General features: G+C 66.9%; 26 protein-coding genes. 11 read left to right on the top strand and 15 right to left on the bottom strand.

Annotation, left to right across the window (positions count from 1 at the left end):
- Positions 1 to 3: 3 nt before the first annotated feature.
- Genes flgK through flgB form a run of 10 tightly spaced genes read right to left on the bottom strand, consistent with a single transcriptional unit; the run spans position 4 to position 7940 of the window.
- Entirely contained in the window at positions 4 to 1347 is a 1344-nt protein-coding gene (gene flgK / locus ACP690_RS11885; protein ID WP_017977379.1) for a flagellar hook-associated protein FlgK, read from the bottom strand.
- Positions 1344 to 1676: a rod-binding protein gene (locus ACP690_RS11880; protein ID WP_017977378.1), complete on the bottom strand. Its 333-nt coding sequence runs from the start codon at positions 1674 to 1676 to the stop codon at positions 1344 to 1346. The genes flgK and ACP690_RS11880 overlap by 4 nt, the downstream gene beginning before the upstream one ends.
- Entirely contained in the window at positions 1673 to 2773 is a 1101-nt protein-coding gene (locus tag ACP690_RS11875) for a flagellar basal body P-ring protein FlgI (protein ID WP_017977377.1), read from the bottom strand. Before ACP690_RS11875 ends, ACP690_RS11880 begins: the two co-directional genes overlap by 4 nt.
- Positions 2774 to 2821: 48 nt before the next feature.
- Complete coding sequence (locus tag ACP690_RS11870; protein ID WP_017977376.1) at positions 2822 to 3559, bottom strand: flagellar basal body L-ring protein FlgH; 738 nt, start codon at positions 3557 to 3559, stop codon at positions 2822 to 2824.
- Between the two features lies 1 nt (position 3560).
- The gene (gene flgG / locus ACP690_RS11865; protein WP_024310426.1) at positions 3561 to 4349 is read right to left on the bottom strand and encodes a flagellar basal-body rod protein FlgG; all 789 of its coding nucleotides are present in this window, start codon (positions 4347 to 4349) and stop codon (positions 3561 to 3563) included.
- Between the two features lie 12 nt (positions 4350 to 4361).
- Complete coding sequence (locus ACP690_RS11860; RefSeq protein ID WP_017977374.1) at positions 4362 to 5114, bottom strand: flagellar basal body rod protein FlgF; 753 nt, start codon at positions 5112 to 5114, stop codon at positions 4362 to 4364.
- Between the two features lie 29 nt (positions 5115 to 5143).
- Positions 5144 to 6412, bottom strand: coding sequence for a flagellar hook protein FlgE (locus tag ACP690_RS11855; RefSeq protein WP_017977373.1), 1269 nt, complete (start codon positions 6410 to 6412; stop codon positions 5144 to 5146).
- Between the two features lie 36 nt (positions 6413 to 6448).
- Entirely contained in the window at positions 6449 to 7177 is a 729-nt protein-coding gene (locus ACP690_RS11850; RefSeq protein WP_017977372.1) for a flagellar hook assembly protein FlgD, read from the bottom strand.
- Between the two features lie 3 nt (positions 7178 to 7180).
- Positions 7181 to 7588, bottom strand: coding sequence for a flagellar basal body rod protein FlgC (gene flgC, locus ACP690_RS11845; RefSeq protein ID WP_017977371.1), 408 nt, complete (start codon positions 7586 to 7588; stop codon positions 7181 to 7183).
- Positions 7589 to 7592: 4 nt separating this feature from the next.
- Entirely contained in the window at positions 7593 to 7940 is a 348-nt protein-coding gene (gene flgB, locus ACP690_RS11840; protein ID WP_024310425.1) for a flagellar basal body rod protein FlgB, read from the bottom strand.
- 380 nt (positions 7941 to 8320) lie between these two features.
- On the opposite strand from flgB, the gene ACP690_RS11835 reads away from it, so the two are divergent.
- From ACP690_RS11835 to ACP690_RS11800, 8 genes are all read left to right on the top strand, one after another.
- Entirely contained in the window at positions 8321 to 8965 is a 645-nt protein-coding gene (locus ACP690_RS11835; protein ID WP_043060785.1) for a motility protein A, read from the top strand.
- A complete protein-coding gene (locus tag ACP690_RS11830; RefSeq protein WP_426261169.1) occupies positions 8962 to 9528 on the top strand; it encodes a hypothetical protein in 567 nt (188 codons plus the stop codon). The genes ACP690_RS11835 and ACP690_RS11830 overlap by 4 nt, the downstream gene beginning before the upstream one ends.
- Positions 9525 to 10043 (top strand): flagella basal body P-ring formation protein FlgA, encoded by a 519-nt coding sequence (locus tag ACP690_RS11825; protein WP_017977367.1) that lies wholly within the window; start codon positions 9525 to 9527, stop codon positions 10041 to 10043. Before ACP690_RS11830 ends, ACP690_RS11825 begins: the two co-directional genes overlap by 4 nt.
- Before the next feature lie 95 nt (positions 10044 to 10138).
- Complete coding sequence (flgM, locus tag ACP690_RS11820; protein WP_017977366.1) at positions 10139 to 10450, top strand: flagellar biosynthesis anti-sigma factor FlgM; 312 nt, start codon at positions 10139 to 10141, stop codon at positions 10448 to 10450.
- Positions 10437 to 10751 (top strand): hypothetical protein, encoded by a 315-nt coding sequence (locus ACP690_RS11815; RefSeq protein ID WP_018250541.1) that lies wholly within the window; start codon positions 10437 to 10439, stop codon positions 10749 to 10751. Before flgM ends, ACP690_RS11815 begins: the two co-directional genes overlap by 14 nt.
- A 229-nt stretch (positions 10752 to 10980) precedes the next feature.
- Positions 10981 to 11844: a flagellar protein FlgJ gene (locus tag ACP690_RS11810; RefSeq protein WP_043060786.1), complete on the top strand. Its 864-nt coding sequence runs from the start codon at positions 10981 to 10983 to the stop codon at positions 11842 to 11844.
- Between the two features lies 1 nt (position 11845).
- Positions 11846 to 13918, top strand: a complete 2073-nt coding sequence (flhA, locus tag ACP690_RS11805; RefSeq protein WP_017977363.1) for a flagellar biosynthesis protein FlhA — start codon at positions 11846 to 11848, stop codon at positions 13916 to 13918.
- Positions 13915 to 14694, top strand: a complete 780-nt coding sequence (locus ACP690_RS11800) for a sigma-70 family RNA polymerase sigma factor (RefSeq protein WP_147036398.1) — start codon at positions 13915 to 13917, stop codon at positions 14692 to 14694. The genes flhA and ACP690_RS11800 overlap by 4 nt, the downstream gene beginning before the upstream one ends.
- Before the next feature lie 155 nt (positions 14695 to 14849).
- Here the strand turns inward: ACP690_RS11800 and msrA are convergent, their stop codons facing one another.
- Entirely contained in the window at positions 14850 to 15386 is a 537-nt protein-coding gene (gene msrA, locus ACP690_RS11795; protein ID WP_426256529.1) for a peptide-methionine (S)-S-oxide reductase MsrA, read from the bottom strand.
- Between the two features lie 67 nt (positions 15387 to 15453).
- On the opposite strand from msrA, the gene galE reads away from it, so the two are divergent.
- Positions 15454 to 16452: a UDP-glucose 4-epimerase GalE gene (galE, locus tag ACP690_RS11790; protein WP_426261170.1), complete on the top strand. Its 999-nt coding sequence runs from the start codon at positions 15454 to 15456 to the stop codon at positions 16450 to 16452.
- Positions 16453 to 16720: 268 nt separating this feature from the next.
- Here galE and ACP690_RS11785 read toward each other — a convergent pair whose 3' ends face one another.
- Positions 16721 to 17386 (bottom strand): phosphatase PAP2 family protein, encoded by a 666-nt coding sequence (locus ACP690_RS11785; protein ID WP_426256527.1) that lies wholly within the window; start codon positions 17384 to 17386, stop codon positions 16721 to 16723.
- Between the two features lie 230 nt (positions 17387 to 17616).
- On the opposite strand from ACP690_RS11785, the gene ACP690_RS11780 reads away from it, so the two are divergent.
- The gene (locus ACP690_RS11780) at positions 17617 to 17883 is read left to right on the top strand and encodes a hypothetical protein (protein WP_426261171.1); all 267 of its coding nucleotides are present in this window, start codon (positions 17617 to 17619) and stop codon (positions 17881 to 17883) included.
- Positions 17884 to 17889: 6 nt separating this feature from the next.
- Here the strand turns inward: ACP690_RS11780 and ACP690_RS11775 are convergent, their stop codons facing one another.
- The 3 genes from ACP690_RS11775 to ACP690_RS11765 all read right to left on the bottom strand — a co-directional run bounded on the left by ACP690_RS11775 (position 17890) and on the right by ACP690_RS11765 (position 19691).
- On the bottom strand, positions 17890 to 18072 hold the full coding sequence (locus ACP690_RS11775) for a hypothetical protein (RefSeq protein WP_017977356.1): 183 nt from the start codon (positions 18070 to 18072) through the stop codon (positions 17890 to 17892).
- A 78-nt stretch (positions 18073 to 18150) separates the two neighbouring features.
- The gene (locus ACP690_RS11770) at positions 18151 to 19293 is read right to left on the bottom strand and encodes a glutathionylspermidine synthase family protein (RefSeq protein WP_426261172.1); all 1143 of its coding nucleotides are present in this window, start codon (positions 19291 to 19293) and stop codon (positions 18151 to 18153) included.
- Positions 19290 to 19691, bottom strand: coding sequence for a hypothetical protein (locus ACP690_RS11765; protein WP_294283249.1), 402 nt, complete (start codon positions 19689 to 19691; stop codon positions 19290 to 19292). The genes ACP690_RS11770 and ACP690_RS11765 overlap by 4 nt, the downstream gene beginning before the upstream one ends.
- Before the next feature lie 212 nt (positions 19692 to 19903).
- Between ACP690_RS11765 and ACP690_RS11760 the strand changes: the two genes are divergently transcribed.
- Positions 19904 to 20104 (top strand): hypothetical protein, encoded by a 201-nt coding sequence (locus tag ACP690_RS11760; RefSeq protein WP_147036396.1) that lies wholly within the window; start codon positions 19904 to 19906, stop codon positions 20102 to 20104.
- Positions 20105 to 20327: the final 223 nt, after the last annotated feature.

Genomic DNA, 20327 nt, shown 5'->3' with positions numbered 1-20327 from the left:
ATCCTACCGCATATCCAGAAGCGTCTGCATCGTCTCACGCGCGACCTGGATCACGCGGCTCGAGGCGGCATAGGCCTGTTGGAAGCGAATGAGATCGACCGCCTCCGAATCGAGATTGACGCCGGTCGAGGACGACAGCGCCGTCGCCGCGCCGTCGCGGATCGACGTCTGCGCGTCCGCGATCGTGTTCTTCTGCTTGTAGGCGGTGGCATTGTCGGTGACGAGCGTCGTCAGCTGCGCCTCATAGCCCTTGCTGTTGCGCGTCGCTTCCAGCGCGGCGAGGTTCGACGCATCGCGCGATCCGCCCCCGGTGCCCGCCGCGATCTGGCTGCCGACGAAACCGGTGGCGACGCTCATCTCGGTCGCCGGCCGCGTCTGGTCGATGACGAACATCGCGGCGCCGGTCTGGTTGTTCTGGTCCTTGCCCGCCGCCTGGTTGTCGTTGACCGTCTTGACGAACTGACCCGCGACCGAATTGAGCACGTCGCGGATCGACGAGGCGCGTTGCGCGCCATCCACCAGACCGCCAAGCGTGCCGCCGCCGGGGGTGATCTGCGTCTTCTCGATCCCCACCGTGATGCTGAAGGCGATCTTGCCGGTGTCGTCCCGCGCATAGGTGACGGTGCCGGCACCGGTGCCGCGCACGAACGGCGCGCCGCTCGATCCGCCCAAATTGACCGTCGCCCGCCCGATCGAATCGAACGTCGTGGTGATGTCGCTGAGGTTGCTCATCTGCGACAGGACGTCGTCGCGCTGGTCCATCAGCTGCGCCGCCGCGGTGCTGCCCGGCTGCGAGCGACTGATGCCTTCGTTGATCTTGGACAGCGACACGCCGAGCGACGTCAGATCCTGCGCGGCTTGGTTGCCGGCGGTATCGATATCGGCATCGATCTGGTCGAACGCCTTTCCCGTCGCGGTGAAAGCGATCGCGGCGGAGGTCGCGGCGCTGACCATGCCGGTGCGCAACGCGGTCGAATCGGGTTCGGCGGCGAGCGCCTGTGCCGCGCCGAAGAAATTGGTGACGCGCGACGTCAGCGCATTGCCGGTCAGCGCACCCTGGATACGATCCAGCCAGGCCGCACCGCTGGTCGTGCGCGACAGGTCGCTGTTCGCGGCGCGCAGCGCGCGGCTGGAATAGATGTCGGTCGATCGCGTAACGCCGGTCAGCGTGACGCCGTTGCCCGCGGCATAGGCGAAGGTCGTGCCGACGCCGGCCACTTCGTTCAGCGCGACCTGTCGACGCGTATAGCCGGCCGAATTCACGTTGGCGATGTTCTCGCCAACGGTCGCAAGCGCGGTTTGATACGCGCGGACGCCGGACGCGCCGATCGACAGCATATCGCTCATTTGGGCGGATCTGCCGTGGAGTCGTTAAGATCCGATTGCTTCTTGGCGAGGAAGGCGGTCATCGCCTTGCCGATGCCGAGCGGCGTCGTCTCCGACATCGTCTGCGCGACGCGGGCATCCTGCATCTCGGTGAAGGTATCGATCGCCTTCGAATCGAACAGCGGATCGGCCAGCTTCGCCTGCCGCATGCTCTTCAGCATCATGCCGGTGAACACCGCTTCGAACTGCTGACCCGCCTTCTTCAGGTTGTCCGCAGTCTTGAGGCGCGACGTATCGGTCGAGATACCCCCGGCACCGGCGACGCCATTCGAGATTGAGGGCCCCGTCACAGGACGATCAACTCCGCCTTCAGGCTGCCGGCTTCCTTCAGCGCCTCCAGGATCGCGACGAGGTCTGCCGGAGACGCACCGATCGCGTTCACCGCCTTCACCACATCGGCGAGCTTCGGCCCGGGCGTGAGCAGGAACATCGGCTTCTTCTCCTCCTCGACCGACACGTTGGACTTGCGCTCCAGCGCGGTCTGGCCCTGGCTGAACGGAGCAGGCTGGCTGATCCGCTGGTTCTCGTCGATGCGCACGGTCAGCTTGCCGTGCGTCACCGCAGCCGGACCCACCCGCACTGCAGAATTGATAACGACCGTTCCGGTGCGTGCATTTACAATTACTTTTGCCGGCGGCTCGGCAGACACGACATCGAGGTTCTCGATCGTCGACATCAGCGTCGCGCGCACGTCGGCGCCCGGCGGCGCGCGCACCGCGATCGATACGCCGTCGATCGCCTCGGCGGTGCCGAAGCCGAGCTTCGCATTGATCGCCTGCGCGACGTTCTGCGCCGTGGTGAAATCGGCCCGCGCAAGGTTGAAGGTGAGGTTGGGCGTCGAATCGAAGCCGGTCGCCACCGCACGTTCGACGGTGGCCCCGTCGGGAATGCGCCCGGCGGAGGGCACGTTGACGACGATCTTGGATCCGTCCGCGCCCTCGGCACCCAGACCGCCGACGGCAAGGTTGCCCTGCGCCATCGCATAGATCTGGTTATCCGCACCCAGCAGCGGCGTCAGCACCAGGCTGCCGCCGCGCAGGGACTTGGCCTTGCCCATCGAAGCGACGGTGATGTCGAGCTTCTGTCCCGGCTTGGCGAAGGGCGGCAGATCGGCGGTGATCATGACGACCGCCGCGTTCTTCATCCCCGGATTGGCCCCCGGCGGCAGCTGCAGGCCAAAGCGCGAGGCGACGGCTTTGAGCGACTGGACGGTATATTCGAGATTGTCGTCACCCGTGCCGGGCAGGCCGACGACCACGCCATAGCCGGTCAGCTGGTTCGAACGGATGCCCTGGAAACCGCCCAGATCCTTGATCCGGTCGGCCTGCGCAGGCGCAGCGACGAAGGCCAGAGCGGCGGCGAGCGAGAGGATCAGACGGCGGAACATGGGCAGCAGCCTGCACTTCCTATGGTTAACAACGCGTCAAGACGGCCGTCAGAACGGCGACACGACGGAGAAGAAGCGGCCCAGCCAGCCCTGCCGCCCGGCGCGCGCCACGTCGCCCTTGCCGGTGTAGGAGATCTGCGCATCGGCCACGCGGGTCGACAGCACGCGATTGTCGGCGCTGATATCGGCGCTGCGCACCAGCCCCTTGATCCGCACGAATTCGTCGCCGCGGTTCAGCGTCACGCGCTTCTGCCCCTGCACCAGCATCGTGCCGTTGGGATAGACCGCCGCAACCGTTACCGAGACTTCGCCCGACAGCGAATTGGCCTGGTTCGCCTGCCCTTGTCCGTTGAAGCCGCGCGTGCCGCTCATCGACGCATCGGTCGCGCCGAACAGGCTCAGCGGCCCGGTGGTCGGCGGCGTGATGCCGCCCTGCCCGCTCGAATCGAGCTTCGAGCTCGACGATTTGGAGGCGGCCGTGTTCTCGACCAGCACGATGGTCAGCGGATCGCCGACGCGGCGCGCGCGCCAGCCTTCGTACAGCGGCGCATAGCCGTCGCTCGCCTGGAAGATCGCGCCATTGGCCGGGGCCGGCGGCGGCGTCATCGGCGCGCGCACGACGGTGAAGTCCTCCGCCGGCTTCTTCTTGCCGAAGATGCTGGCGTTCGCCTCGCCGGGCGTAAGCGCGGCGAGCACGAGCAGGCTGGACGCCGCGGCGAGCGCGATCTCGGCCCAGTGGCTGACGACGAAGGCGCCGGGGCGGAAGGGGTTGGGTGCGGAGGCCATGTTACAGGTTCTGGTTCACGTATTTGAGCATTTCGTCGGAGGACGAGATCATCTTCGAATTGACCTCATAGGCGCGCTGCGTCTCGATCATGTCGACGAGTTCCTCGACGACGTTGACGTTCGACGCTTCCAGGCTGCCCTGGCGCACGTTGCCGCGGCCATCCTGCCCGGCGATGCCGAGGTTGGCGGCACCCGACGAGGCGGTCTCGCGCAGGTAATTGTCGCCGGTCGATTGCAGGCCGGTGGGATTGGGGAAGCTCGCGATCTGGATCTGGCCCAGCGTGCTGCCCGTCGTCTGCCCGGGGATCTGCGCGGTGACGGTGCCGTCCGTGCCGATCGACACCGAGGTCGCGTTCGCCGGCACGGTGATGCCCGGCTGAACCTGATAGCCCTCCGACGTCACCAGCAGGCCTTCCGGGCTGCGGTTGAAATTGCCCGCGCGCGTATAGCCCAGCTGCCCGCCCGGCATCTGGATCTGAAAATAGCCGTCGCCATCCAGCGCAAGATCGAAGCTGTTGCCCGTCTGCGTCAGCGACCCCTGCGTGTCGATCCGCGCCGTGCCCTGCACGCGCACACCGGTGCCGAGGTTGAGGCCGGTCGCATATTTGGTTTCCGCGGTCGACTGAGACCCCGGCGCCGTGACCGTCTGATAGGCCAACGTCTCGAACGCGGCGCGATCCTTCTTGAACGCCGTCGTGTTGACGTTCGCGAGGTTGTTCGAAATGACTCGCATGCGCGTATCCTGGGCGTCGAGCCCGGTGCGCGCGATATGCATGGCGGAGGATGACATGCTCTTCGTCCCTTAGCTCGGCAGGCGCATCACGGATGAGCCGCCTTCGTCCAGTTCCTTGGCCGATTTCATCAGATTGGCCTGAATTTCGTAGCTGCGCTGGTTTTCCAGCATATCGACGAGCACCTGCGTCATATTGACGTTGGAGCCCTCCAGCGCGCCGCCCTGCACCTTGGCGTCGAGGTTCGCGGGCAGCGTGCCGCCGCCCTTCACGCGCAGCAGGTTGTCGAGGCCCTTGACCGTCTGCGACCCCTTGGTGTCGACGATCTTCAGCCGGTCGACCACCTGAGGATTGGCGGCATCGCCCCCTTGCGGAATAATGCTGATCGTCCCGTCGCCGGCGATCGTCAGGCTGGTGTACGGCGGCAGCGTGATCGGGCCGTTCTGACCCTGTACGATGAAGCCGTCGCCGGTCTGCAACACGCCCGATGGCGCGACCTCCAGGTCGCCGCGACGGGTATAGGCCTCGCTGCCGTCGCTCGCCTGCACCGCCAGCCAGTCGTTGACGCCGGTGACGGCGACGTCGAGCGCGCGGCCGGTATGCTGGATGGCACCCGGCGCGCGATCGGCGTCGGTGACTTCCTCGCTGGTCGGCGCCCGCGCCTCCAGCTGCGCGCCGCCGCCCTTCAGCTCGATCCGGTCGAAGATGACGCGATCGGCGCGAAAGCCCGTGGTGGACGCGTTCGCCATATTGTTGGCGATCGCGGCCTGCGCCTGCATGTGCGCGCGCAGACCCGTCGCCGCCGTGTAGACCAATTTGTCCATCTAGCGCTCCCGCGTCCCCACCGACTCGTTTAGCCGCGGATCTGGATGATGGTCTGCGAGACCTGGTTCGCGGTATCGAGCGCCTTCGAGTTCGCCTGGAAGTTGCGCTGCGCGGCGATCAGGTTGACCAATTCTTCGGTGATGTCGACGTTCGATCCTTCGATCTGGCCCGACATCAGCGAGCCGAAGCCGTCGGCGGCCGCCGACCCCATCGTCGCGGTGCCCGACAGACCCGTCGCCGACCAATAGCTGTTGCCGATCTGGCGCAGGCCGGTCGGCGTCGAGAACTTCGCCAGCGCCACCTTGCCCAGCGGCACGATGTCGCCGTTCGAGAAGCTCGCCTGGATCAGGCCTTCCGACGTCACCGTCACGCCGGCCAGCTGGCCGACGGGCACGCCGTCCTGGCTCTTGCTGTTGACCGCGAAGGCCGACGCCAGCTGCGTCGAGTTGCCGAGGTTCAGCGTCAGGTTCTGCGCCGCAGCGCCCGACAGCGGGATGAACGTGTCGTACTGGATCGGGGTCGCAGGCGTCTTGATCGCACCAGTGTTGGCAAAGGTGATTTGGACGGGATCCTTCTTGCCCCCGACTTCCAGCTGCTTGTCGCCGACGAACGTATAGACCGCCCACGTGCTGTCCGTGCCCTTGGTGGCATCGGGCACCGCGGTGCGCACGTAATAGCTGGTCATCGTCATCGGGTTGCCGTTAGCGTCGTAGACGCGCGTCGCGACCGAGTTGTTGTAGGTCGTCGTGTCGGTGCGATCGAACGTCTTCTTGTTGACGGTCGTCGTGCCCGACAGGTTGATCGCGGTCGACACGGACTGTGTCGCCTTCGGCGTACCGCTGGTCTGCTGCAGCTGCAGGTTGGTCAGGCCATCTTCACCGGTGGCGGTGACGTTGCCGTCGCCGTCGACGGGATAGACCATCAGGAAGCTGCCCTGGCTGTCGACGACGTTGCGGCTGGCGTCGACCGAGAACGAACCGTTGCGGGTATAGGCGATCGCGTCGCTGGCGCCGGTGGTCTTCACCGTGAAGAAGCCTTCGCCCATCACGGCCAGGTCGAGCGCGTTGGTCGTGCCCTGCAAATTGCCGTTCTTGAACTGCTGCTGCGTCGCCTTCACGATGACGCCCGACCCCACCATCTTGCGCGGATCGGTCGACACGCTCGATGCGATGACGTCCGAAAACTCGACGCGGCTCTTCTTGAAGCCCGTGGTCGAGACGTTGGCGAGGTTGTGCGAGATGGTGTCCATGTCGGTCTGCGAAGCCTGAAGACCGGACAGCGAGGTGAAGAAGGACATTGGGTTTCTCCTGGAATTCGGAAAACGGGGGGAAGATCAGGCGGCGGAACGGACGTTGGACGGATCGACGTCACCGACGCCGACGACCTTCAGAACGGGTTTGCCGCTGGATGGCAGGGACACGGATTCGACCGGCGCCCAGACGAGCGTGCGGCTGGTGATCGTCTTGTCGCCACCGGTGGCGAAGGCACTGATCGTAAAGGGGCCCTTGCCCGCGTCCTGACCCGAGCCGTCCTTGCCGTCCCAATCGAAGGCGATCGAACCCTTCTTCTGCGCGCCCAGATCGAGCTGGCGCAGCATGCCGCCGTTGGCGTCGCTGATCGATACGGTGACCTGCGTCGCGTCGTCGTCCAGCTCGACCGCGCCGTCGATCCCGCCGGACGAGCGCGGATAGGCGGTCGATCCTTCGGTCAGCACAGTCTTGCCGACGTAGCTCATCGCATCGCTCGCGCTGGTCGAGCCAAGCTTGTTCGAAATGCCGGTCAGCGACTTGTTCATCTCGCTGATGCCGGCGACGGACGAGAATTGCGCCATCTGGGCGACCATCTGCGTGTTGTCCATCGGCGCGAACGGGTCCTGGTTCTTCAGCTGCGTGGTCAGCAGCGTCAGGAAGTCGGACTGGTCGAGCGTCGTCTTGGTGACGCCGGTAACGGTCGATGCACCGCTGGCGGTCGTCGTGCCGGTGTTGCTCGCGGCGCGCTTGATGCCGAGGTTGGCGAGCGTCGTGTCGAACGACGAACCCGATGTGGAGGTCGTGGTGGTCATGGGTTAGCGGCCCAGCTTGAGGGTATCGATGGTGAGCTGCTTGGCAGTGTTCAGCACCTCGACGTTGTTCTGGTACGAGCGCGCCGTCTCCATCATGTCGACGAACTCGCGGCTTTCATCGACGGCGGCCTGGTAGATATTGCCGTCCTTGTCCGCGACCGGGTTGTTGGGGTCGTAGATCTTGGTCGGCGCTTCGCCCGCGGTGACGATCTTTTCGACGTCGACGGTGGCAAGGCCGCTCGCGGCGTCGAAGCTGGTGCGGAACACCGGCTTCATCGTCTTGTAGGCGGTGTCCGCCGACCCGGTCGTACCGCCGGCATTGGCAAGGTTGGATGCGGTCGTGTTCAGGCGGACGAGCTGCGCGCTCATCGCGCGGCCTGCCACCTGAAAGACGCTCATCGGATCGGCCATGGCCTTACTCCCCCTTCAGCGCGCGGGTAATCTGGCCGATGCGTCCGTTCAGGAACGACAGCGTCGTCTGATACTGGACGGCATTTTCGGCGAAGGCGGTCTGTTCCTGGTTCAGCTCGACGGTGTTGCCATCCATCGAGGTCTGCACCGGCACGCGATACTTGGTCGCGGCGGCGATGCCCTTTTCGCCGATATCGCTCTCCATCGACGCGAGCGCCGACTTGAAATCGATATCCTTCGCCTTGAACCCGGGGGTCGAGGCGTTGGCGATATTCGACGCGAGCACGCCCATGCGCTGCGAACGCACTTCCAGGGCGGATCCGTGAATTCCGAACAGACTGTCAGCGGCCATCGGGCCAAATCTCCGGCGCACCATTGCGCTGCCGAGACGCTAAGCAACCGCCGTGCCAGTTTTTCGCGACAGGAGGGCGGGGGTCCGTTTTTTTCGCGATTTCACCCCGTTGCCGGGCGGGCGGCAACCCGGCCGGCAACCGCTTGCCGGTATTTGCCGGACGGACGGCAAGCCTTGCCGGGGGACGCCCCCGTCTTCGTCACCCCGGACTTGGTCCGGGGTCCACCGGACCGCCAGGGGACGGCTTGTCGCGTTCGTCGCAGATGCAGCTTGTCCGCTACTTTCGTCATCCCGGCGCACGCCGGGATGACGAAGGGGGGTGTGCAGCCGAACAGACGCTCCCAAACCCAACTGGCCCACCCCTTGCATTATATCCGCGCATGATCGCCCAACTCTTCGATCCGATCGCATTCGCCATCGTCGGCGGCGGCACGCTCGTCGCCACGCTGCTCCGTGCGCCGCTCCGCGACGTCGGCCGCGCGGTGGTGGCGCTCCGCGTCCTGCCGCGCCGCGCCTTCTCCGCCGATCCGTTGCTCGAACAGATCGCCGCGCAGGACCGGATCGCCAAGCGCCACGGCGTCGTCGCGCTCGACAAATCGGTGATCGCCGATCCCGATGTCGCCGCCGCGATCGCCGCGATCGTCGACGGAGCGGTCGCCCGCGAGGTCGAGGCACTGCTGCGCTTCCACCGGCAAAAGCGGATCGATCGCCAGGCCGCCGCCGCCGACGTCTGGTCCGGCGCCGCCGAGGCCGCACCGGCGATGGGCATGGTCGGCACGCTGATCGGCCTCGCCGGCATGTTCGCGCAAATGACCGACCCGCAAGCGATCGGCGGCGCGATGGCAGTGGCGCTGCTCGCGACGCTGTACGGCGCGCTGTTCGCCAACCTCCTCTTCATGCCGGTCTGCCACCGCCTGCGCGCCGCGGGCAAGATCGAGGCGTTCGAACGCGCGCGGATCGAGGCGCCGCTCGTCGCGCTCGCGCTGCGCGAAACGCCGCGCCACCAATTGCACAGCGTCGCATGACCGACCCCGCGCTTCCCAGTTGGCCGGAACCGGCGCCCGCCCGGCCCGTGTGGCTGGTGACGCTCGCCGATCTCGCGCTGCTGCTCGTCGGCTTCTTCGTCCTGTTGCAGGCGAGCGAGCGCCCACGCGCCGTCACCGATGCGCTTCGGCGCAGCTTCGGGGGGGAGGCGGCACTGCACGCCCTCCCGCCCCCGCCGATGCCGGTCATGGCCGCGGGTCTGTTCGATTTCGCCCCCGGATCGGCGGCGCTGCCCGGCGGTTCCGCGGCGGTCGTCGCCTGGGCCAGAGAAGCCGTGCGCGACCCGCGCGTCGCGCTCACCGTCACCGGATCGACCGACGGCAGCCCCGCCGACGTCGATGCCGCGACCGGCAGTGCTGCGATCCTCGCCGCCGATCGTGCCCGCGCGCTCGCTGCGCTGCTGGCGCCGGTCAGCCGCCGCATCACCGTTACCACCGCGCCGCGGCCCGGACGCCGCGCCGCGATCGTCACGCTCGCCTTTGCCGGAGACGCTCCGACCACGAGCGGCCCCCGCACCGACCCTCAACACGGACATCAGCCATGATCCTCCTGCCCCTGCTCCTTGCCGCCGCGCCGATGGGCACGCTGCCTGTGTTCCAGGACACCGGTGGGCTCGACCGCGCGGTCGCCGCCTTCACCAGCCGCCCGATCGGGGCGGAGGGCGGCGCGCGCACCGCGATCGATGCGCGGCTACGCCTCGCGCAATGCCCCACCGTCTCGCTCGCCTGGCGCAGCGACGCGCATGACGCGGTCGTGGTGTCCTGCACCGGACCGGACTGGCGCATCTTCGTCCCCGTGATCCGCCCTGCCGACGCGCCCGCCGCGCGCGCGGTGCCCGCCATGCTCGCGCCCACCAAGGCAGAGCCGGTGATCCGCCGCGGCGATCCCGTGCTGATCGAGGCGGGCTCCCCCGGCTTTTCGATCAGCCGCGAAGGCGTCGCCGTCGGTGACGCACCGCCGGGCGGCCGCGTGATGATCAAGGTCGACGGCAGCAACACGCCCGTACAGGCGGTCGCTGTGGAAGCGGGCCGCGCCACGCTGCCCGGCTGGACCGACTGAGGCGGCATCTTTTTTCGCGGGCGAATCTTTTTTGCTAAAGCGCGCTCGCAGACGGCCGTTTAGTCGCCTGTCAGGCAACATACACAGGTGCGGACATGGTGGACTCAATCGGCGCAAAGCCGCAGCAGGCAAGTGGAAGCGTATCGCGCGTCGCCGCACCCGCGGCCGCGCCGACGGTGCAGCCAGTGGTACAGCAAGCAACGACGCGCCAGCCCGTCGCGGCAGCGCCGGCGACGCAGCTGAGCGGCCTCGCCAAATCGATGGCCGCGTCGGCCCCGGTCGACAGCGACCGCGTCGGCGAGATCAAGAAGGCGATCGCCACCGGCACCTTCCCCATTCTGCCGGCGACCATCGCCGACCGACTGCTCGCCCTCAAGCTGAACTGGGATGGCCATGAATCGGCGTGATGCCCTCATCCGCGTCATCGACGCGCTCCACGCCGAAATCGAAGCGCTGAAGACCAACGACTGCGCCGCGCTGGAACGTGCGACGCAGGACAAGCTTGCCGGCATCGAAGAAATTGCCGCGATGGGCACCGGCCCTGCCGGCGACGAGATCCGCGAACTGGCCGACGAGGCGAACCGCCTCAACGAAACCTGCCGCATCTACGTCAACCTGATGGCGGCAAATGTCCGCCGCCGCCTGCAAATTCTGACCGGCGATGCCGGCCACGGCTACCGCCCCTCGCTGATCCAGGCCTACGCTTGAGGCTTGGGGGCTGACGCCCTTTCCCCAGATCGATCGTCACCCCGGACGTGTTCCGGGGTTCACTCTGCGGCGAGGGGGATGGCTCCAGCCTCTTGCCGTCCCCGCGCGACCCGGCGGACCCCGGAACAAGTCCGGCGTGACGGAAATCGCCGCTGACACCCACCTTTAACCACAACTGGCACGGCTCTTGCTGAAAGCCACCCGGCAACAGGGGTGTGTTTTCGTCGCAATGACCGTCAATCCGATTTCTGCCGGGCGCGTCCAATCCGCCATCCAGCTTGCGAGCAGCAAGACGGGTGTGGATTTCGACTATCTGCTCGGCCAGGCGAAGATCGAAAGCGGGCTGAACGCACGCGCGCGCTCGGGCACGTCGTCGGCGACGGGTCTGTACCAGTTCGTCGAGCAGAGCTGGCTCGCCGTGGTCAAGAAGCACGGCGCGGAACACGGCCTCGGCTGGGCCGCTGACAGCATCGGCCAGACCGCCGGCGGCCGTTTCTCGGTCAGCGACGGCGCGACCCGCTCCGCCATCCTCGCGCTGCGCAACGACCCCGACGTCGCCTCGCTGATGGCCGCCGAACACGCCTCCGACAATAAGAGCGCGCTCGAGGGTTCGCTGGGCCGCGACGCCAACGGCACCGACCTCTATATGGCGCACTTCCTCGGCATCGGCGGGGCCAAGAAATTCCTGTCGGCGATGGCGAACAATCCCGGTGCCTCCGCCGCCTCGCTGTTCCCGCAGGCCGCTGGCGCCAACCGCTCGATCTTCTACGCCTCGAATGGCCAGCCGCGGTCGCTCTCGGCGATCTATCAGCGCTTCAGCGACAAGCTGAACGCCGCGTCGGACAGCGTCAGCGAAACCCGCAGCGCCAATCTCGCCTTTGCCGCGCAGGCGTTGGCGATGGGCGATTCCACCGTCATCACCGGCAACAACCAGACGCCGGAGGATGCCTTGAGCTGGGCGACGCAGGCGCTGACCCAGGCCGGCGGCCGCTTCGGCAGCCGCGCCGCCGATGCCGCCAACAGCCTGCTGCGCCCGTCGCCGCAGAATGCGCAGCTCGCCTATATGATGCTCGCCAGCATGGGGGGGCGCTGACGTGAACAAGCTGCTCAGCCAAGGCCGCGGCGCCGCGCTGCCGCTCGCCATCCTGCTGCTCGTCGTCGTGATGGTCGTGCCGATCCCGGCCTTCCTGCTCGACGTCTTCTTCGTCGCCAATATCGCGATCAGCCTCGCCGTGCTGATGGTGTCGCTGAACGCGCAGAAGCCCCTCGACTTCAGCGCCTTCCCGACCGTGCTCCTGTTCGCGACCCTCTTCCGCCTGGGCCTCAACGTCGCGTCCACCCGCATCGTGCTGGTCCATGGGCATGAGGGTGAAAGCGCCGCGGGCCATGTCATTGAGGCGTTCGGCAGCTTCCTGATCGGCGGCGACTATGTCGTCGGCATCTTCGTCTTCGCGATCCTGATGATCATCAACCTGATCGTCGTCACCAAGGGCGCGGGTCGCGTGTCGGAAGTCTCGGCGCGCTTCACCCTGGACGCGTTGCCCGGCAAGCAGATGGCGATCGACGCCGACCTGAACGCCGGCCTCATCACGCCCGACGACGCCAAGAAGCGCCGCGTCGAAGTCGCCACCGAAGCCGATTTTTATGGTTCGATGGACGGTTCGTCGAAGTTCGTGAAGGGCGACGCGGTCGCCGCGATGCTGATCCTCGCCGCCAACGTCATCGGCGGCCTGATCCTCGGCCCCGTCAGCCACGGCATGACGATCGCCGCCGCGGCGAAAAGCTACATCCTGCTCGCGATCGGCGACGCGCTCGTCGCGCAGCTGCCGGCGCTGATGCTCTCGATCGCCGCCGCCGCGATCGTCACCCGCGTCAATTCGGACAAGGACCTCGCTGGCCAGATCGGCAGCCAGTTCGGCTCCCCGCGCACCTGGACCCCGGTCGCGGTCATCCTCGGCCTGCTCGGCGCCTTCCCGGGCATGCCGCACCTCATCATGCTGCCGGCCGCCGGCATCGCCGGCTTCACCGCTTGGAAACTGCGCCAGATCGAAAAGCGCCCCGTCGTCGAAGCGCCCAAGGCCGCCGAGGAACCCGTCGATCCGTCGAAGATCGGTTGGGACGAAGTGACCGAAGGCATGCAGGTCAACCTCGACATCGGCTATGGCCTGGTGCCGCTGGTCGACCAGCGCCGCGGCGCGCCGCTGATGGGCCGCATCACCGGCGTCCGCCGCCAGCTCTCGCGCGACCTCGGCTTCGTCGTGCCGCAATGCCGCGTGCGCGACGACATCAACCTCGCGCCCTACACCTATCGCATCATGATCAACGGCGTCTGCGTCGGCGAAGATCAGGTCAGCCCCGACGAGATGCTCGCGCTCGACACCGGCCAGGCGTTCGGCGAGCTCCACGGCAAGAAGGCGAAGGACCCGACCTTCGGGCTCGACGCCACCTGGATCCCCGCGGGCGATGCCGATGCCGCGACCGGCGCGGGCTTCCTCGTCGTCGATGCCGGCACCGTCATGGCGACGCACCTCAACCACCTGCTCGGCGCCAATGCGACCGACCTGCTCGGCCCCGACGAGGTCCAGTCGCTGCTCGACGGGCTGAAGGAACGCGCCGCGCAGCTCGTCGCCAGCCTCACCCCCAACCCGTTGCCGCTCACCACCCTCACCCAGGTCCTGAAGGGCCTGCTCGCGGAGAACATCCCCTTGAAGGAGTTCCGTCGTATCGCGCAGGCGATTGCGGTCGCCGCCACGCGCAGCGCCGATGCCGAGGAGATCATCGAACTGATCCGTCCGGAGCTTGGCCCGCTGATCATCCAGAAGCTGTGCGGCGTGCGCGAGCCGCTGCGCGTGATGACGCTCGAGGGTCAGCTCGAAGGGCTGCTCGGCCAGGCCGCGCGCGCCGACGCCTCGCGCCGCCACGTCATCGAGCCCGATCTCGGCCGCCGCATCGTCGAGGCGCTGCAACAGGCCGCCCAGCCGCTGATCGCCGAGGCCAAGCCCTTCGCGCTCGTCGTCCAGCCCGCGATCCGCATCGCGATCCGCAAGCTGGTGAAGACCGTGCTGCCCGACACGCCCGTCCTCTCCTTCTTCGAAGTGCCCGAAGAAAAGGCGGTCGAGGTCGTCGCGGTCATCGGCGCACCGCAGCAGCAGGCGCTGGCGGCATGAGCGCCGAGCCGATGAGCAACGCCTTCGCCGGCGCCCAACCCGCGCCGCAAGCCATGGTGCCGCAGGGCCCTCTCACCTATTCGCCGCGCCAGCGTCCCGGTGGCGACAGCGAGGCGCTGATCCGCCAGCATCTCCCCATGGTCCGCCGCATCGCCTGGCACGTCCACGGATCGATGAGTACGATCGTCGATGTCGAGGACCTCGTGCAGATCGGCCTCGTCGCTTTGGTCGAGGCGGTCGGACAAGCCGCGGAACAGGGCGCGCAGTTCAAGGCCTATCTGCAAACCCGCCTGCGCGGCGCGATGATCGACGAACTCCGGCGACAGGCGACGACGACACGCGGCGCGATGCGGCGGCGGCGGCAATATCAGGCCGCCATTGCCGCCGTCACGGCACGAACCGGCCGCGCCCCCGACGAAGCGACGCTCGCCGCCGAACTCGGCGTCACGATCGAACGGCTGCGCGCAGACTATGAGACCGCCGACACGGTGCGGTTCGAATCGATGGACGAAGTCTATGCCGACGACCTGCCCTGGTTCGCCGACGACACGCCCGACGCCTTCGAACAACTCGCCGAAAGCGACCTGCGCGACACGCTGATCGCCGCGATCGGCGCTTTGCCCGAACGGGAGGCGCTGGTGATCCAGCTCTATTATGTCGAGGAATTGAACCTCGAGGAAATCGGCCAGGTACTCGGCGTCGGCTCGGCAAGAGTCTGCCAGATCAAGGCCGCCGCCCACGCTAAATTGAAAAAGGCGCTGGCGAGGAAGGTATAAATCCTCCCCCGCCAGGGGGAGGTGGCGCCGCGAAGCGGTGACGGAGGGGGAGGTAAGCGACGCCTTCTGCTACAAAGGTCTTGCTTTACCTCCCCCTCCACCATTCGGCTAACGCCGAACGGTCCCCCTCCCCCTGGCGGGGGAGGACCTAAGGCTTACGCCACCGCCTTCGACCGCGCGGCAAAGCTCTTGCGCAGCTTCTGCAGCTTCGGCGGGATCACCGCCATGCAATAGGGGTTCGACCGGCCCGAGGTTTCCCAATAATCCTGATGGTAATCCTCCGCCGGATACCAATCCGCCATCGGCTCCACCGTCGTCACGATCGGCTTGTCCAGCCCCGCCTGCGCCCGCTCGATCGCCGCACGCATCTCCGCTTCCTGGGCCTCGTCCGCCGGGAACACCGCCGAACGATATTGCGTGCCGACGTCATTGCCCTGCCGGTTCAACTGCGTCGGGTCATGCGTCGCGAAGAAGATGTCGAGCAGGTCGCCCAGCTGCAGCTGCTCGGGGTCGTAGCCGATGCGGATCGCCTCGGCGTGGCCAGTGTCGCCGCCGCACACCTGCTTGTACGTCGGGTTGGGCACGTTGCCGCCGATATAGCCGCTCTCGACGCTTTCCACGCCGATCACGTCCTTGAACACCGCCTCGGTACACCAGAAGCAGCCGCCCGCCAGCGTTACATAATCCGTCATGCTGAAGTCTCCTTTGCAGCCCATGTAGGAAGGCGCTAGGCCGCGCAAAAGACGAAGGACGCGACGCATGGCATTGAACGGCAAGGTGATGGTGACCGGCGGCGCCGGCTATATCGGCAGCCATGCGGTGCTGGCTTTGTGCGATGCCGGCTATGACGTCGTCGTCGTCGACAATCTCGTCACCGGCTTCGCCTGGGCGGTCGATCCCCGCGCAACGCTAGTCGAGGCGAACGTCGCCGACGATATCGCCGTGCGCGCCGCGATCCGCGACCACAATGTGCGCGCGATCGTGCACTTCGCCGGATCGGTGGTCGTGCCGGAATCGGTCAGCGACCCGCTCAAATATTACCGCAATAACACCGCCGCGACGCGATCGCTGATCGAAAGCGCCGTCACCGAAGGCGTGCCGCACTTCATCTTCTCGTCCACCGCCGCGACCTATGGTACGCCCGTCAAGGTGCCGGTCGAGGAAACCGACTCGACCGTGCCGATCAACCCGTACGGCATGTCGAAGCTGATGACCGAGGCGATGCTGCGCGACGTCGCAGCGGCGCATCCGATCAACTATTGCGCGCTGCGCTATTTCAACGTCGCCGGCGCCGATCCGCAGGGCCGCTCGGGCCAGTCGACGGTGGGCGCGACGCACCTCATCAAGATCGCGGTCGAGGCGGCGACCGGCAAGCGCGCCGCCGTCTCGGTCTTCGGCACCGACTTCGACACGCCCGACGGCACGGGCGTGCGCGACTATATCCACGTCAGCGATTTGGCCGCCGCACACGTCGCCGCGCTCGAACTGCTGGTCGCCGAACCGACGCAGAGCCACACGCTCAACGCCGGTTACAACCGCGGCTTTTCGGTCAACGAAGTGCTGGACGCAGTCGATCGCGTCACCAACATGACGATCGAGCGCCGCTACGAAGGGCGCCGCGCCGGCGACCCCGCCGCGCTCGTCGCCGACAACCGCGCGATCCTCGCCGCGCTGCCCTGGCGCCCGCAGCGCGACGACCTCGACACGATCGTCAAGGACGCGCTCGCCTGGGAACGCAAGCTCAGCGAACGCCAGTAGGATCGGGCTGCCGGCAAGCTGCTGTGATCACGGCGAAATCGCGCTGGCTCTGTCCGACACGCCCGTGGCCTGCCATTCTAAGGGCCAATGGATTGCGCCCCTTGAAGTGGTGAAGAAACCGAAACGATAGACCGCGATCGTTTCCGCCTAGGTGTTCATGTTGTCTATGTTCGCCAAGCAACCATAGGCCGTTTGACATTCGACCAAACCGATTCACTCCTCCCCCTGGCGGGGGAGGACTGACGACCACTCCGAACCTTGGCTAAGCCTAGCGTTCCCCGCCGATCGCCACACGCGCCCGCGCCGTGGCGGTCCACCAACCCAGCGCCCAGAGTGTCCCGAAGCTCCAGCCGGCCAGCACGTCGCTTGGCCAATGCACACCCAGATACACGCGGCTGCACCCGATCGCGCCGACCAGCAGCACCGCGGCCACCAGCAGGTACAATCGGGCCGCACGGTCGGGCGTCACCTGCCCGGCGAGCGCGGCCAGCGTCAGATAGCAGACGGCGCTCGCGGTCGCGTGCCCACTCGGAAAGCTGTAGCCGTTGGCGGAAACGAGGTGCGGCACCAGCTCTGGCCGCGCGCGCAGCACCATGCCCTTCACCAGCTCGATCACCCATCCACCGGTTAGCGTCGCCAGCACGGTGGCGAGCGCGGTCAACCATAGGCGCTGGACCAGGAGGAACCCGACGACGAGCGTCACGATCAGCGTCAGCACCACGCCGCCGCCCAGATCGGTGATGTCCGCCGCCACCTTCGGCAGCCACGCGGGGCCGCTCCAGTGGCGCAGACCGACGATGATCGCTTTGTCGAAGGCAAACGGATAGCGACTGGTCGCCACCGCGCCGATCAGCAGCACCGCCAGCCCCGCCGCGATCAGCGCGAGTCCCACCAATAAGGGCGGCAGCCGGCGCCCGCCGGCTCGATCAGACATCCATATCATCCCGCGCCAACGCCTTCGGGACGAAAAGGACGCGCGCCGGGCCCGGATCGTCAATCCGCATCGCCCGATCCGCCAACTTTTGGCGCCTCACGCCCGATGTACGACACCGGGTCTATAGGAAACGCACGCAAGTCCGGTGTGTTATTCAAATGGCACACTTATCGCATGGCGCCTGCCGAACCGCACGACATCGTGTCGTGCGGACGATCGGGAGCCACATTATGTCCATGATACCGTCTTTGCTCGCCCTCGCCGCTCTGGCTGCGACTCCCGACGCGGGCGTCGAACAGCCGAAGGCCGCGCCGCGCGCCTATACGGTCCGGTACGATGCCAACCGCGACGTCTATTGCATCCGCTTCTTCTCGGATGCCCTCGCCGCCGATGCCCATCCCGGACGCACTGCCATCACGTGCCAAAGCCGCGAGCGCTGGGCCGACGAAAAGGTCTTCATCCATCACGCCGGCCGCCCCGAGCTGGCGGCGCGCTGAGGCGTATCAGGCGATCAGCGCTGCGGCCGAACCCTTGGGCTCGGCCAGCGCCCGTTCCACCGGAGTCAGGCCCGACAGCCGTTCCGCCCGATACGCATCCGCAGCGGTATCGCTCGTCGCGATCAGGCGATCCTGCGCGACGGGACGGGGACGGGCGGCACCGAACAGGCCCAGCGTGGTACGGCTCATAGATTCCTCGAACAGGGCAGCGGGATCATTCCCGCGCGCTGCCCGCATCAATGCCGCACTGCACCCAGCGGTTCCGGCTTACCCGTCGATCACGTGCGGCACGAAGCGCGCGGTGTTGCCGGTGATCAGCCCGTCCTCGCGAATGCCGATCCCGGCGGGCTCGCCATCGACCAGCCAGCTGCCGATCACGGGGAAACAGCCTGGCGCTGTCTCGGGCAGCCGGTACAACGCCTGATAGACATAGCCCTCATCGCCATAATCCCCCGCCGCTTCGGCGACGACGCGCCCGTTCTGCCGGATCGACACGTTCGCGCCCTCGCGCGCCAGCAGCGGCTTGGCGACGGCGTCGCCCTCCGGGATGTCGAAGCTCGCGGGCAGCAGATTGGGATGCCCCGGAAACAGCTGCCACAGGATCGCGAGAATTGCCTTGTTCGACCAGATCATCTTCCAGATCGGTTCGATCCACAGCATATCGTCGAGGCTTTCGAGCAGCGGCGCCGCAAACGCCTCCGCGGTGAGCCATTCCCACGGATACAGCTTGAACAACGCCTCGATCCGCTGCTCGGCCAGATCGACGAAACAGCGCCGGTCATGGTCCCAGCCCAGATCCTCGACCAGGATCGCCACGGTCGTGATCCCCGCCGCCTCCGCCGTGTCGCGCAGATAGGATGTCGTGACGATATCCTCGCCCGCCTCGTCCGAGACATGCGCGAAATGGACGACCGGGGGCAGCAGCGGCGCGATGTCGCGCCACTTGGTGACCAGGCGCTCGTGCAGGCTGGTATATTGGTCGAGGTGCGGGAAGCGCTCCTCTTTCCAGCTCCACTGGATCACCGCGGCTTCCAGCAGCGACGTCGGCGTATCGCAATTGAATTCGAACAGCTTGGGCGGGCCGGCCCCGTCATACCCTAGATCGAATCGCCCGTAATTCAGCGCCGGCGGCTCCGCCTCCCACGCATCGCGAATCGCCTGATGGAAGGGCGCCGGGATGCCGAACCGGTCGAGCAGCGCGGGATCGTCGACGATCGCCTGCCCGGCGGCGAGGAACAGTCGGTACAGCTCCGCCGTCGCCCCCTCGATCTCGGCGATCTGCGCGGCCGAAAAGCGGTAATGGACGCTCTCGTCCCAATAGGGCCGGCCATCGACGCTGTGCCAGACCAGCCCCTCCGCCTCGACCTTCGCCTGCCAGTCGGGGCGTGGATCGGTCGCGACGCGGATCATGCCCGGCCGCTGCCGAAGCTGTGCGCCGACGCGCCGAACCCGCCGCGGCTGATCGCGCCCGATCGGCTGACGAAGGTATTGGCCGGCGCCCGCGCATAGCTGACGCCGCCCGCGCGGCTGAACGATCCGCCGCGCGCCCTCTCGCCATACGGCGGGATCACGCTGTTGCGCCCCAGGAAATACCACAGGAACGCGTTGCTGCCGCCCCCGCCATGATAACCGCTCGCCAGCGCCTGCCGCGGGCATTGGTCATCGGCAACGCGCCGCCCCTCGCGATCGGTACAGATCGCGGTATCGGTCTGCGCGGTCCAGCCATCCGGCTCGGGTTCCGACCGGCCACACCCCGACGCCAGCAGCGCCGCGGCGATCGCCGTCGTGATCCTCAGATCCGTCCTCATGCCCTTCCCCCACAGCCACCGAAACGGCGCGCACCATAGGACAGGATCACGGCAGCCACCATGACATGATGCGCCGCGTGGGCACGTGGGCTCGACGTCCACGCTCATCGCGCATGGGGCCGCTGATGGTCACCTGCTTCGATGCACGGACCCAGGGCGATTAACCAATCTGATGCATTGCCGCGTAACGCTTAGGGGCGGAGAGGCAGTGGATGGACACAGGCCTCACCAGCGAGATACTGCATCGCCGCATCGAGGATCAGATGGCCTTGGCCGCGCTGGCGACCGACGATGCGGTCCGCGCCATGCACCGCGATCTAGCCAGCCTGTACCGATCGCAACTTGCATGCCTTGTCGCCGGTGACACGCTCATGGCGACGGTGGCGATGCTGGGCCTCGACCTGGCGGCGTAATCCATAGCGCCCGCCTTCGACCGCAGGGCGACCCAGGCCGCAGCCCACGCGTGGTCGAGACGATCGAATGCATTCTGGGTGAGAATTGCAAGCCAACAGGTGGCGCCAAACGGACGTTGATCTCGAGGCGCGGTAGGCAACGGACCGCCAACTGCATGGCTCAAACCAACTGGAATTAAAACAAATTTGATATTTGAATGAGAATGGTCCGAAAAAAGGACCA

Source organism: Sphingomonas sp. DC4900 (assembly GCF_049896485.1).
GTDB lineage: Bacteria > Pseudomonadota > Alphaproteobacteria > Sphingomonadales > Sphingomonadaceae > Sphingomonas > Sphingomonas aquatilis.
Note: the sequence above shows the minus strand (reverse complement) of the source record. Positions and strands in the feature narration are given on the sequence as shown.

Excerpts from the sequence above, each read along its gene's own strand:
- flgK (WP_017977379.1), bottom strand. The coding sequence starts at position 1,347 with ATGAGCGATATGCTGTCGATCGGCGCGTCCGGCGTCCGCGCGTATCAA.
- ACP690_RS11875 (WP_017977377.1), bottom strand. The coding sequence starts at position 2,773 with ATGTTCCGCCGTCTGATCCTCTCGCTCGCCGCCGCTCTGGCCTTCGTC.
- ACP690_RS11870 (WP_017977376.1), bottom strand. The coding sequence starts at position 3,559 with ATGGCCTCCGCACCCAACCCCTTCCGCCCCGGCGCCTTCGTCGTCAGC.
- flgG (WP_024310426.1), bottom strand. The coding sequence starts at position 4,349 with ATGTCATCCTCCGCCATGCATATCGCGCGCACCGGGCTCGACGCCCAG.
- ACP690_RS11860 (WP_017977374.1), bottom strand. The coding sequence starts at position 5,114 with ATGGACAAATTGGTCTACACGGCGGCGACGGGTCTGCGCGCGCACATG.
- ACP690_RS11855 (WP_017977373.1), bottom strand. The coding sequence starts at position 6,412 with ATGTCCTTCTTCACCTCGCTGTCCGGTCTTCAGGCTTCGCAGACCGAC.
- ACP690_RS11850 (WP_017977372.1), bottom strand. The coding sequence starts at position 7,177 with ATGACCACCACGACCTCCACATCGGGTTCGTCGTTCGACACGACGCTC.
- flgC (WP_017977371.1), bottom strand. The coding sequence starts at position 7,588 with ATGGCCGATCCGATGAGCGTCTTTCAGGTGGCAGGCCGCGCGATGAGC.
- flgB (WP_024310425.1), bottom strand. The coding sequence starts at position 7,940 with ATGGCCGCTGACAGTCTGTTCGGAATTCACGGATCCGCCCTGGAAGTG.
- ACP690_RS11835 (WP_043060785.1), top strand. The coding sequence starts at position 8,321 with ATGATCGCCCAACTCTTCGATCCGATCGCATTCGCCATCGTCGGCGGC.
- ACP690_RS11830 (WP_426261169.1), top strand. The coding sequence starts at position 8,962 with ATGACCGACCCCGCGCTTCCCAGTTGGCCGGAACCGGCGCCCGCCCGG.
- ACP690_RS11825 (WP_017977367.1), top strand. The coding sequence starts at position 9,525 with ATGATCCTCCTGCCCCTGCTCCTTGCCGCCGCGCCGATGGGCACGCTG.
- flgM (WP_017977366.1), top strand. The coding sequence starts at position 10,139 with ATGGTGGACTCAATCGGCGCAAAGCCGCAGCAGGCAAGTGGAAGCGTA.
- ACP690_RS11815 (WP_018250541.1), top strand. The coding sequence starts at position 10,437 with ATGAATCGGCGTGATGCCCTCATCCGCGTCATCGACGCGCTCCACGCC.
- ACP690_RS11810 (WP_043060786.1), top strand. The coding sequence starts at position 10,981 with ATGACCGTCAATCCGATTTCTGCCGGGCGCGTCCAATCCGCCATCCAG.
- ACP690_RS11800 (WP_147036398.1), top strand. The coding sequence starts at position 13,915 with ATGAGCGCCGAGCCGATGAGCAACGCCTTCGCCGGCGCCCAACCCGCG.
- msrA (WP_426256529.1), bottom strand. The coding sequence starts at position 15,386 with ATGACGGATTATGTAACGCTGGCGGGCGGCTGCTTCTGGTGTACCGAG.
- galE (WP_426261170.1), top strand. The coding sequence starts at position 15,454 with ATGGCATTGAACGGCAAGGTGATGGTGACCGGCGGCGCCGGCTATATC.
- ACP690_RS11785 (WP_426256527.1), bottom strand. The coding sequence starts at position 17,386 with ATGTCTGATCGAGCCGGCGGGCGCCGGCTGCCGCCCTTATTGGTGGGA.
- ACP690_RS11780 (WP_426261171.1), top strand. The coding sequence starts at position 17,617 with ATGTCCATGATACCGTCTTTGCTCGCCCTCGCCGCTCTGGCTGCGACT.
- ACP690_RS11775 (WP_017977356.1), bottom strand. The coding sequence starts at position 18,072 with ATGAGCCGTACCACGCTGGGCCTGTTCGGTGCCGCCCGTCCCCGTCCC.
- ACP690_RS11770 (WP_426261172.1), bottom strand. The coding sequence starts at position 19,293 with ATGATCCGCGTCGCGACCGATCCACGCCCCGACTGGCAGGCGAAGGTC.
- ACP690_RS11765 (WP_294283249.1), bottom strand. The coding sequence starts at position 19,691 with ATGAGGACGGATCTGAGGATCACGACGGCGATCGCCGCGGCGCTGCTG.
- ACP690_RS11760 (WP_147036396.1), top strand. The coding sequence starts at position 19,904 with ATGGACACAGGCCTCACCAGCGAGATACTGCATCGCCGCATCGAGGAT.